Below are 11,430 nucleotides of genomic sequence, written 5' to 3'. Positions count from 1 at the left end.
CCCGCCCCGACACCCGCCGACGCCTGCGGCTCGTGACGTATGAAGGCGGCGACGAACTCCCGATCGGCACGAATGGCCACCGCCAAGGGGGCTATCGATGAACCCGGCGAACTACCTGTATCTGGCGGTGCTGTTGTTCACGATCGGCGCCGCCGGGGTGTTGTTGCGCCGCAACGCCATCGTGATGTTCATGTGTGTCGAGCTGATGCTCAACGCGGCCAACCTCGCCTTCGTCACATTCTCCCGCATGCACGGACACTTGGACGGCCAGGTGGTGGCGTTCTTCACCATGGTGGTCGCCGCCTGCGAGGTGGTGGTCGGCCTGGCGATCATTATGACGATCTTCCGCACCCGCCGCTCGATCTCGGTCGACGACGCCAGTCTGCTCAAACACTGAGGCGGCCATGACAACTCCTGTGTGGCTCACGATCGCCCTCCCCCTGGCGGGCGCGGCGATACTTCTCCTGGGCGGGCGACGCACCAACGGCTGGGGGCACCTGCTGGGCTGCGCCGCGTCGCTGGGGTCCTTCGCCGTCGGCGCACTGCTGTTCGCCGACATGCTCGGCCGGACCGGCGAAGAACGCGTCGTGCACGAAACGCTTTTCTCCTGGGTGCCGGTCGGCGAACTGCAGGTGGACTTCGGCCTGCAGCTCGACGCTCTGTCGATGTGCTTTGTGCTGCTCATCACCGGGGTCGGCTCGCTGATCCACATCTACTCGATCGGTTACATGGCCGAAGACCCGGACCGCAGAAGGTTTTTCGCCTACCTCAACCTGTTCCTGGCGGCGATGCTGCTGCTGGTGCTGGCCGACAACTACCTCGGCCTCTACGTCGGCTGGGAAGGTGTGGGCCTGGCGTCATACCTGCTGATCGGGTTCTGGGCGCACAAGCCGTCGGCGGCCACCGCCGCCAAGAAGGCGTTCGTGGTCAACCGCGTCGGCGACATCGGCCTTGCCGTCGCGCTGATGGTCATGTTCGCCTACGTCGGCGCGATCTCGTTCGAGGCGGTGTTCGCCGCCGCACCGCAACTCGGTGAGGACGTGCTCACCGCCATCGGGCTGCTGCTGCTGCTGGCGGCGTGCGGCAAGTCGGCGCAGGTGCCGCTGCAGTCCTGGCTGGGCGACGCGATGGAGGGCCCGACACCGGTGTCGGCGCTCATCCACGCCGCCACGATGGTGACCGCCGGCGTCTATCTCATCGTGCGATCGGGCCCCGTGTTCGACTTGGCGCCCAACGCCCAGTTGGGTGTGGTCATCGTCGGCGCGGTGACGCTGCTGTTCGGCGCGATCGTCGGTTGCGCCAAGGACGACATCAAGAAAGCGCTCGCGGCGTCCACGATGAGCCAGATCGGTTACATGGTGCTGGCCGCCGGTCTCGGCCCCGCCGGCTATGCGGTAGCGATCATGCACCTGCTCACCCACGGCTTCTTCAAGGCCGGGTTGTTCCTCGGCGCAGGCTCGGTGATGCACGCGATGGACGACGAGGTCGACATGCGCCGCTACGGCGGCCTGCGCCGAGCGCTGCCCATCACGTTCGCGACGTTCGGACTCGGCTATCTTGCCATCATCGGCGTACCTCCCCTAGCCGGGTTCTTCTCCAAGGACGGCATCATCGAGGCCGCCCTGGGGGCTGGCGGCGCCAAGGGCTACATCCTCGGCGGCGCCGCGATTCTAGGCGCGGGTATCACCGCGTTCTACATGACGCGCGTGATGCTGATGACATTCTTCGGCGAAAAGCGTTGGGCGTCGGGCGCCCATCCACATGAGGCGCCGAAGGTCATGACTTGGCCGATGATGCTACTGGCCGTTGGCTCGGTGGGATCGGGCGCCTTCCTGGCGATCGGCGGCACGCTCAACCACTGGCTGGAACCCGTCGTCGGCACCCACGAGATACATCACGTCGCACCGGTGTGGGTGGTCACCACCGTGATCCTGTCCGTTGTCGCCGTCGGCGTCGGCGTCGCCTACCGCATGTATGGCACCCGTCCGGTAACCGAAGAGGTGCCCGCCGGTTCGTCACTAACCGTCGCCGCCCGCAAAGACCTCTACGGCGACGCACTCAACGAGCGGGTCCTGATGCGACCCGGACAACTTCTCACCAAGGGGCTGGTGGAAATCGACGACCGAGCAGTCGATCAGACCGTCAACGGAATCGGATCCCTGACCGATGCCGCGGCGCGGCGAATCCGCTTGGTGCAGAACGGTTTCACACGATCTTACGCTCTGACGATGTTCTCCGGCGCGGCTCTGGTAGTAGCCGCTGCAATCGTGGTGGTGAGAAGATGATGAACGCGATTCCGTGGCTCTCGGCGCTGTGGCTGCTGCCCGCCGTTGGAGCCGTCGTCACCGTGCTGTTGCCGGCCCGTCACCCGCAACTCGCCAAGTACACCGCGCTGAGCGTATCGCTGGGGGTGCTTGTCGTCGCGGGGGCACTCGCGATGCAGTTCGAACCCGGCGGTGACCGCTACCAGTTCGTCGAATCCCATGCATGGATTCCCACCTTCGGAGTCCGCTACATCCTGGGTGTTGACGGCATCGCCCTGGCACTGGTGCTGCTGACGGTAGTGCTGGTACCGGTGCTGCTCATCGCCGGCTGGAACGACGCTGGTGAGCGCCGACGCGGCTGCCACACCTACGCCGCACTGATACTGGCCGTCGAGGCGATGGTGCTGGTGTCGCTGGTGGCACTGGATTTGGTGCTCTTCTACATCTTCTTCGAAGCGATGCTGATCCCGATGTACTTCCTCATCGGACGGTACGGAAGCGCCAAGGCACCCGGCGCGGCGATGAAGTTTCTTCTGTACAACCTGGCGGGCGGGCTGATCATGCTGGCCGCCGTGATCGGTGTGTACGCGGCGACGGCTAGCGGCGGCATGGGCAGCTTCGACATGCGCCAACTCGTGGAACGCACCGCGACGGTCGATCCGCAGCTGCTCAACGTGATGTTCGTCGGGTTCATGTTCGCCTTCGCCGTCAAGGCGCCGATGTGGCCGCTGCACAGCTGGCTACCTGGTGTCGCGCAGCACGCGAAGCCCACGACGGCGGTGCTGATGATGGCCGTCGTCGACAAGGTCGGTACCTACGCCATGCTGCGTTACTGTCTGCAGCTCTTTCCCGATGCGTCGAAGTCGTTCGCCCCGGTGATATCAGCCCTGGCGGTGGTCACCATCATTTACAGCGCGATCGTGGCGATCGGTCAGACCGATGTGATGCGATTGATCGCCTACGTGTCAATCTCCCACTACGGCTTCATCGTTCTGGGCATCTTCGCCATGACCAGCCAAGGTCAGTCGGGCTCGACGCTGTACATGGTCAACCATGGCATCGCCACCGCCGCGCTGATGCTCATTGCCGGGTTCCTGGTTTCTCAGCGCGGGACGGGAATCATCACCGCCTACGGCGGGGTACAGAAGGTGGCGCCGGTCCTGGCGGGTACGTTCCTGGTCGCGGGGCTTGCCTCGCTGTCGATGCCCGGCCTCGCGCCGTTCATCAGTGAGTTCCTGGTGCTCATCGGCACCTTCGTGCGCTATCCGTTGGCCGCGGTTATCGCCGCGGCAGCGCTGGTGCTCTCGGCGATCTACGTGCTGTGGCTTTACCAGAGGATGATGACCGGTCCGGTCACCGAGGGCAACGAAAGAGTTCGTGATCTGGTGCCGCGCGAGGTTGTCGTCGTAGCGCCGCTCATAGCGTTGCTCATCGCGCTGGGGGTGTATCCGAAGCCGGTCCTGGACATCATCGACCCTGCGGTCGGCCACACATTGTCTGTCGTCGGCGCCGAAGACCCCGTCCCCGCGACCGCGCAAGGAGCGCCGAAATGAGCCTTCCCGCGCCGACCGTCGAATACGCCCAGGTGTGTCCGATGCTGATCGTGTTCGGCGCGGCGATCGTCGGCGTTTTGATCGAGGCTTTCGTCGCCCGCCCGCGTCGCTATCGGGCCCAACTCGGGCTCAGCTTGGGCAGCTTAGTTGCCTCCTTGATTGCTGTCGTCGTGCTGGCCCGACCATCAGGACCGGCGGTGATGGGAGCCATCACCCTTGACGGGCCATCCCTGTTCCTTCAGGGGGCGATTCTTCTCATCGGGATCGTCGCGGCGGCGCTCATCGCCGAGCACCGCCTGGTCGCGTTCGCCCCGCAAGGATCCGCGGTGCCGGGCAGCCACGACGAGAACCGTGCCGCGGAAGCTGGGTTCATCCAGACTGAGGTATTCCCGCTGACCATGCTGTCCATCGGCGGGATGCTCGTGTTCGTGGCCGCCGGTGACCTGCTGACGATGTTCGTTGCGCTGGAGGTGTTTTCGCTGCCGCTATATGTATTGTGTGGGCTGGCGAGCCGGCGACGATTGTTATCGCAGGAGGCGGCGCTGAAGTATTTTCTGCTCGGCGCGTTCGCCTCGGCGTTCTTCCTGTTCGGTATCGCGATGCTCTATGGATACGCCGGAACATTGAGCCTGTCGGGTATCGGTGAGGCCATCACGACCGGCGGTGGCCAGCGGTCGCTGGCGCTGATCGGTGTCGCGCTGCTGTCGGTGGGCCTGCTCTTCAAAGTTGGCGCGGTGCCGTTTCACTCCTGGGTTTCCGACGTCTATCAAGGCGCACCCACCCCGATTACCGCCTTTATGGCGGCTGCGACCAAGATCGCGGCGTTTGGTGCGGTCCTGCGCGTCTTCTACGTCGCGCTGCCTGGCCTCATCGGCGACTGGCGCCCTGTGCTGTCGGCCGCCGCGGTTTTGAGCATGGTGGTTGCCGCGGTATTGACCGTGACTCAACGCAACGTCAAACGCCTTCTTGCCTACTCGTCGGTGACCAACGCCGGATTCCTTCTGATCGGCACGGTGGCAGCCAACGACGCGGGATTGTCCTCCACGTTGTTCTATCTGATCGCGTACGGCTTCACCGCCGTCGGCGCGTTCGGGCTCGCAGGCCTGGTCCTCACCGAAACCGGCGACGAAGAGGCCGACTTGCGGGAATGGACCGGTCTGGGCCGGCGCCACCCCCTCTTCGCCGCAGTGTTCGGCCTGTTCTTGCTTGCGATGGCGGGGATCCCGCTGACCAGTGGGTTCGTCAGCAAGTTCGCGGTGTTCACCGCGGCGATGGCCGGCGGGGTCGGATTCCTGGTGGTGATCGGAGTGATCAGCAGCGTGATCGCCGCGTACGCCTACGTCAAGGTGATCGTGGCGATGTACTTCTACGATCCCGCGGCACCGGCTACCACAACGGTGAGCGTGCCGGGCTGGTTGGCGTCAACCGCGATCACCGTCGGCGCCGCCGTAACCGTCGGACTGGGAATCGCGCCACAAACCGTGCTGGAACTGGCAAGTCAAGCCGGCCATTTCATCCGCTAATCCCCTGTCCGGTGGCGTGAAGGACGGTCAGACTCGAAGCAGTTGAGCACCCCATCTCGTCTCGGTGCGGTTTCGTCGCGTGTTGCGCTAATTTGCTGTGGGCCAGCGTGATTCGTACCGGTTAAGATCTTTCTAGCGGCGTTTGCCCTACCGTACGCGATATGCATCGCCCCGCCTGGCTGTGAGCGACGGCTGATCGGTGGTGCGCAATGGTGGATGGCGAACAGGTCGGGCCCGACGCCGCTCGTGGAGTGCGCGTGCGCTGCAGGCGGACTCGGCTCGGCACCGCCGTGATAGTGCAAAGCCTGCCTTCCCAACGCCGGGGCGAGCCTGGTCGAGCAGTTTCGCCCCGCTCGGATAGGCGAGGCAGGCAGGCGTGAACGCTTCGGAAGGAGCGGGCCCGAACACGCGGGTAGACGTAGACGGTGTGCAGCCTGGAGCTGCCTGGGGGTGTTCCGAGCCGACGGGTCGGCATCCGAACTCGGTCGGATTGCGGAACGGCAGCCGCGAATACCTATTCGGCGTCGGCCAGTCCGGTTGTCCGAATCCGGTTGTCCGAACAGGTTCTTCCGATAAATGCACTGAGGCACAGTATATTTCGTGGGTGCAGCTCATATCGGCCGAGGTGGCGGCCCAGCTAAACCAAATGCTCAAGCGCTGTCCGTGCGAACCAACGGGCGATTGACTGCACGTATCGGAGGTTCCACGTGGGGGTCGATCCACGATTGCCGAGTGCGGGCGGGACCCACGGGTGCAGCGCTGTAGTGAAATTAGTTGCACTGCACTGCACCCACGGGTCACTGGGTCACGATCAGCTCGCGACGCGCAACCGGGCGACCGCGGCGTTGGCCACGACACGCGATACGAGTGCTGCCTGGCCGTCGGCATAGCATTGAGGATCTCCGTGCCATGCCGTCAGCGCTGGTGAGACCAAGGCACGACCGAATGAGAACGTCAACGGCCACGGTGTCTCGTGCTTTTGCATCGCCTCCAGATTCGCCGTTGCCCGTTCGGGCGACTGGCCGCCGGACAGGAACGCCACACCCGCGAGCTCCTCCGGCCATGCGCGCAGCACCGATACGGTGGCTTCGGCGATTTCCTCGGGTGTCGACGGCCGGTCAGGGTAATCCTGGCCTTCCAACACCATGTTGGGTTTGAGCACGATGCCGGCAAGATCCACGTTGAGCAGTTCGAGCTCCGTGCGGACAGCGGCGTGCACCTCTGCGGTGACGTCACGGCAGCGGCCCCGGTTATGGCGCCCGTCCATCAGCACCTCTGGTTCGACGATCGGCACCAGCCCGGCTTCTTGGCAGGCAGCGGCGTAGCGGCCCAACGCGTTGGCGTTGGCGCGAATTGCCCCACGGGTAGGTGTGCTCTCGGTTATCTCGAACACCGCGCGCCATTTGGCGAAAGCCGCCCCCATGTCGGCGTACTTCGCCAGCCGAGCGGGCAGACCGTCGAGTCCCTCTGTGATCTTCTCGCCGGGCAGACCCGGGCACGGCTTGGCGCCGGTATCGACCTTGATGCCCGGCAGAATGCCGAGCTCCAGGACTGCCTGCGGGAACGGCGTCCCGTCGCTGAATGTTTGGCCCAGCGTCTCGTCGCAGAAGATGATCCCGGAGACGGAGTCAGATAAATTTGGTGCGGTCGCGAGGAGTTCGCGGTAGACGCGGCGGTTTTCGGCCGTGGGCTCGACCCCGGCCTGCTCCAGCCGACTTGACATCGTCCCGATGCTCTCGTCCGCGGCGAGAATACCTTTACCAGGCGCCGTGAGCCGCTCTGCGATCGTTCGGCAATTACTCGTCATCATCGTCCTTCTTCGTGCAGTGATTTCTTGGCGAACTTAGCGCCCCGCGGACGACGGCCACCTCACCCACCTAGTGGAGGCCGAGGGGGAAAGCCAAAGTCAAGCAATCAGTCATAAATAAGTCAAGCAATCAGTCATAAATTAAGCATGTGCTTCACTAATCACTTTAGTTTTGGCGCTTTATTGTCAATAGACATGTCAAGGAACCGCTGGCAGCATTTCTGTCATGGCAGATAGATGGAACGCGGGAGTTATTCCCTACGCTGAAATGGGTTACTGGCAACCAGATTACGTCCCGAAGGACACCGATGTGTTGTGTGCCTTCAGGATTACACCCCAAGAGGGGGTGCCCCCCGAGGAGGCCGGCGCCGCCGTCGCCGGTGAGTCCAGCACCGCCACCTGGACGGTGGTGTGGACCGACCGGCTGACAACTTTCGAGCACTACCAGGCCAAGTGTTACCGGGTCGAGGCGGTGCCGAACGCGCCCGGGCAGTGGATCGCGTGGATCGCCTACGACCTCGACTTGTTCGAGGAGGGCTCGATCGCCAACCTGACCAGTTCGATCATCGGCAACGTGTTCGGCTTCAAGCCCCTCAAGGCGCTGCGCCTGGAGGACATGCGCATCCCGACGCACTACGTCAAGACGTTCCAGGGTCCAGCGCACGGCATCGTGATGGAGCGGGAGCACCTGGGCAAGTTCGGCCGTCCGCTGCTGGGCGCGACCACCAAGCCCAAGCTCGGGCTGTCGGCGCGTAACTACGGCCGGGTCGTCTACGAGGCGTTGCGCGGTGGACTTGACTTCACCAAGGACGACGAGAACATCAACTCCCAGCCGTTCATGCGGTGGCGGGACAGGTTCCTGTTCTGCATGGAGGCCGTCAACCGGGCCCAAGCCGCGACGGGTGAGATCAAGGGCCATTACCTCAACGTGACCGCGGCGACGATGGAGGACATGTACGAGCGCGCCGACTTCGCCAAAGAACTCGGCTCGGTCATCGTGATGATCGACCTCACCATCGGCTACACGGCGATCCAGTCGATGGCCAAGTGGGCCCGGGCGAACGGCGTCATTTTGCACCTACACCGCGCTGGACACGGCACCTACACGCGGCAGAAGACCCACGGGGTCAGCTTCCGTGTGATCGCGAAGTGGATGCGGCTGGCCGGTGTCGATCACATCCACGCCGGCACCGTCGTCGGTAAGCTGGAGGGTGATCCCAACACGACCGCCGGTTTCTACGACACCCTGCGGCTCGACAGCGTCGCCGCCGACCCGAGCAAGGGCCTTTACTTCGACCAGGAGTGGGCCTCGATGCCCGGCGTGATGCCGGTGGCCTCCGGCGGTATTCACGCCGGCCAGATGCACCAACTCATCCACTACCTCGGCGAGGACGTGGTGCTGCAGTTCGGCGGCGGCACCATCGGTCACCCGATGGGCATCGCCGCGGGCGCCGAGGCCAACCGGGTCGCGCTGGAGGCGATGATCAAGGCCCGCAACGAGGGCCGCGACTACTACAAGGAAGGCGAAGAGATCCTCAAGAAGGCCGCCTCTCGCAACCGCGCACTCGACACCGCGCTGGCCACCTGGGGTGACATCACCTTCAACTACGAATCCACCGATACCCCCGACGTCGTCGCCACACCGACGACGGCCTGAGCACCATCGGAGAACACACATGCGAATTACTCAGGGCACCTTTTCCTACCTGCCCGACTTCACCGACGAAGAAATCACCGCACAGATCAACTACGCGCTCGACAACGGCTGGCCCCTGTCAGTCGAATTCACCGACGACCCGCATCCACGCAATACCTACTGGGAGATGTGGGGGTTGCCGATGTTCGACCTCAAGGACCCCGCCGGCGTGCTGCTGGAAGTCAATGCGTGCCGCGAGGCCAAGCCGAACCACTATGTACGGCTCAATGCCTACGACGCGCGGCTCGGCCGCCAAACGACGGCGCTGTCGTTCATCGTGCAGCGTCCCGCCGAGGAACCGGGTTTCCGCCTCGAGCGAACGGAGGTGAGCGACCGTCGTATTCAGTACACGACGTTTGCTTACGCCACCAAAGAACCTGCCGGCCAACGCTACAGCCCGGGGTGACTCGATCAACCTGCAGGTGACCCATAGCAGCAGTGCGCGCGTCCACGGCACTGACAACGGGCCGGCGTTGGGGGACGAAACTACCTATCCCCCAACGCCACCCGTGCCCCGACGGACCCGGTCGATCGGCCGGACATTAACGGTCGACATCTCCGGGCCTCCGCGCGGGCACGCCGTGGTGATCCTTGAAGACCCCGACGCGGACCCCGAGTTCGTCGACTCGGTGCGAGCGCGACTGCACATCGCGCTTCTGCGGACAGTGGTGATCACCCCGGACCGGTGCCCGCACCCGCAGGAGGTCCTCGAAACTCTGCGTCGAGTTGGGGTGTCATGGTCGCTGCTGGTCGCAGACCGCGGTCTTGGGCCACTGGCGTGGACCATGGCCGCCACACACCGCGAACGATTCAGCGGTTTGGTCGTCGCGGACTGCCCGCATCCGCGAGTGGCCGATGCAGCCGGGATGGTCATCGATCCTCACTGCCCGCCGGTCCTGGCCAACACGACCGCGCTGGTTTCCAAGGACACTGACATCACCATCGCTCGCGCGAGCGGGCGATAGTGTGCACGGCGAATTCCGACTCGCCAAGCTGGCCAGGCACGTCGATCATCGAGTGGCGCAGATCGCAACCGAGATCGTGCTGCATGCGCATAGCTACTAGGATGCGTAGTGTATTCGACGCGGTGGTTGCCGATGACTTCGAGCAATTGGTCGGTGGTATACGGGGCTCCCTACCCCGGTGAACTGACCGCCGTTGTCGCTCAACACTTCTGACGGGACGTCGTAGCGGCGCATCGCCGCGGTGAAGGCCACGCCCACCTCGCGCCGAACGGGGGTGGCCGGCACGGGCGGCAATCACCACGAGAACTGGGAGTGGTCGTCGATGCCGGTCAGCAGTTTGCATTCGCGCCCCTTCGAGGGGCAGCCCGCCGAGGAAGTAGAGTTGCCACAGATGCGTCGGCGCTTGGCGCTGTCAGCGCTTGTATTTCGGTTTGTTCTGCAGGGCTTGTGGATCGATCAGGCTGCGGGTTCAACACTCGATGCACCGTGACCCGGGACGAGGACCGTCAAGGATGTCTTGAACCCACACATCTAATCAGCGACCGCGACGCTCGAGAATATGGCATCTTGAATGACGCGGATTTATGTACTCGACCAGGCACCTGGGTGGTGTGCCCGATGCTGCCCTCACACGCCGCCAGCTGGTACAACGTCCGCTACGACATTTCGAACCCGAATGCCGCCATAGACATAGACGGAGGAGGCCACTGGCGACGTCATACGATGCATACGCACCTCTACGCGCGGTGTTTGTGGCGATTGCGGGACGAAGTTCCGGGCCTGGACTATTGCTCCTACACCCGGGCCCGTTCGGCGTTGCGCCGTTCGACGAGCCGCAGAATCATCGGTGTGAAGATCAGCTGCATGGCCAGGTCCATCTTGCCGCCCGGGCAGACAATCGTGTTGGGCCGCGACATGAACGAGTCGTGCAGCATCGACAGCAGGTAGGGGAAGTCGATGCCGTGCGGATCGCGGAATCTGATGATCAGCATCGACTCGTCGGCGGTCGGAATCTCCCGGGCGATGAACGGATTGGAGGTGTCCACCACGGGCACGCGCTGGAAGTTGACGTCGGTGTGGGAGAACTGTGGGCAGATGTAGTTCACGTAGTCGGGCATCCGGCGCAGGATCGTGTCGGTGACCGCTTCGGCGGTGTATCCCCGTACCGCCTTGTCGCGCGCCAGCTTTTGGATCCATTCCAGGTTGATCACCGGCACGACGCCGATGCGCAGGTCGGCGTGTCCGGCCACGTCGACGGTGTCGGTCACGACCGCGCCGTGCAGACCCTCGTAGAACAGCAGGTCCGTGTCGCCGGCCAGCTCTTCCCATGGCGTGAAGGTGCCGGGCTGCTGACCGTACGGCGCGGCTTCTTTCTCATCGTGAAGATACTTGCGGACCTTGCCGCTGCCGGTCTCACCGTAGACCTTGAACAGCTCCTGGAGTTCCTCGAACAGGTTGGCCTCGGGCCCAAAGTGACTGAACGAGTGGTCGCCGCGGGCGTGCGCGTCGGCAATCGCGGTCTTCATTTCGGCTCGGTCATAGCGGTGAAAGCTGTCACCCTCCACGTAGGCGACGTTGATGCCCTCGCGGCGGAAGATCTGCTGAAACGTGCGCATGACCGA

9 protein-coding genes are annotated in these 11,430 nt (G+C 64.0%); 7 read left to right on the top strand and 2 right to left on the bottom strand.

Annotated elements, in window-relative coordinates:
• Positions 1–97: 97 nt before the first annotated feature.
• Genes nuoK through nuoN form a run of 4 tightly spaced genes read left to right on the top strand, consistent with a single transcriptional unit; the run spans position 98 to position 5,340 of the window.
• A complete protein-coding gene (gene nuoK / locus CQY20_RS31855; RefSeq protein WP_097945033.1) occupies positions 98–397 on the top strand; it encodes an NADH-quinone oxidoreductase subunit NuoK in 300 nt (99 codons plus the stop codon).
• Positions 398–404: 7 nt separating this feature from the next.
• Positions 405–2,285, top strand: coding sequence for an NADH-quinone oxidoreductase subunit L (gene nuoL / locus CQY20_RS31850; RefSeq protein WP_097945031.1), 1,881 nt, complete (start codon positions 405–407; stop codon positions 2,283–2,285).
• Positions 2,282–3,817 carry an NADH-quinone oxidoreductase subunit M gene (locus tag CQY20_RS31845; RefSeq protein ID WP_163700564.1) on the top strand — a complete coding sequence of 512 codons (1,536 nt, stop codon included), beginning with the start codon at positions 2,282–2,284 and terminating at the stop codon, positions 3,815–3,817. Before nuoL ends, CQY20_RS31845 begins: the two co-directional genes overlap by 4 nt.
• Positions 3,814–5,340: an NADH-quinone oxidoreductase subunit NuoN gene (gene nuoN / locus CQY20_RS31840; protein ID WP_097945028.1), complete on the top strand. Its 1,527-nt coding sequence runs from the start codon at positions 3,814–3,816 to the stop codon at positions 5,338–5,340. Before CQY20_RS31845 ends, nuoN begins: the two co-directional genes overlap by 4 nt.
• Before the next feature lie 811 nt (positions 5,341–6,151).
• Here nuoN and CQY20_RS31835 read toward each other — a convergent pair.
• Positions 6,152–7,147, bottom strand: coding sequence for a class I fructose-bisphosphate aldolase (locus CQY20_RS31835; protein WP_097945037.1), 996 nt, complete (start codon positions 7,145–7,147; stop codon positions 6,152–6,154).
• Between the two features lie 226 nt (positions 7,148–7,373).
• Here CQY20_RS31835 and CQY20_RS31830 point away from each other — a divergent pair, with 226 nt between their 5' ends.
• From CQY20_RS31830 to CQY20_RS31820, 3 genes are all read left to right on the top strand, one after another.
• On the top strand, positions 7,374–8,804 hold the full coding sequence (locus tag CQY20_RS31830) for a form I ribulose bisphosphate carboxylase large subunit (protein WP_097945027.1): 1,431 nt from the start codon (positions 7,374–7,376) through the stop codon (positions 8,802–8,804).
• Positions 8,805–8,823: 19 nt separating this feature from the next.
• Positions 8,824–9,249, top strand: a complete 426-nt coding sequence (locus tag CQY20_RS31825; protein ID WP_097945026.1) for a ribulose bisphosphate carboxylase small subunit — start codon at positions 8,824–8,826, stop codon at positions 9,247–9,249.
• Positions 9,250–9,424: 175 nt separating this feature from the next.
• Positions 9,425–9,808: a hypothetical protein gene (locus tag CQY20_RS31820; protein ID WP_097945023.1), complete on the top strand. Its 384-nt coding sequence runs from the start codon at positions 9,425–9,427 to the stop codon at positions 9,806–9,808.
• Between the two features lie 794 nt (positions 9,809–10,602).
• On the opposite strand, the gene CQY20_RS31810 is transcribed toward CQY20_RS31820, so the two are convergent.
• On the bottom strand, positions 10,603–11,430 hold an 828-nt coding region (locus CQY20_RS31810), incomplete at its 5' end, for a phosphoribulokinase (RefSeq protein ID WP_109789774.1).

The organism is Mycolicibacterium agri, assembly GCF_002553505.1.
In the GTDB taxonomy this organism is placed as follows: Bacteria; Actinomycetota; Actinomycetes; order Mycobacteriales; family Mycobacteriaceae; genus Mycobacterium; species Mycobacterium agri.
This window is presented reverse-complemented; position numbering and strand designations above follow the sequence as displayed.

Bases quoted from the DNA above. Each gene is read 5' to 3' on its own strand.
- nuoN (WP_097945028.1), top strand. From the start codon at position 3,814: ATGAGCCTTCCCGCGCCGACCGTCGAATACGCCCAGGTGTGTCCGATG.
- nuoL (WP_097945031.1), top strand. From the start codon at position 405: ATGACAACTCCTGTGTGGCTCACGATCGCCCTCCCCCTGGCGGGCGCG.
- CQY20_RS31830 (WP_097945027.1), top strand. From the start codon at position 7,374: ATGGCAGATAGATGGAACGCGGGAGTTATTCCCTACGCTGAAATGGGT.
- CQY20_RS31835 (WP_097945037.1), bottom strand. From the start codon at position 7,147: ATGACGAGTAATTGCCGAACGATCGCAGAGCGGCTCACGGCGCCTGGT.
- nuoK (WP_097945033.1), top strand. From the start codon at position 98: ATGAACCCGGCGAACTACCTGTATCTGGCGGTGCTGTTGTTCACGATC.
- CQY20_RS31845 (WP_163700564.1), top strand. From the start codon at position 2,282: ATGATGAACGCGATTCCGTGGCTCTCGGCGCTGTGGCTGCTGCCCGCC.
- CQY20_RS31825 (WP_097945026.1), top strand. From the start codon at position 8,824: ATGCGAATTACTCAGGGCACCTTTTCCTACCTGCCCGACTTCACCGAC.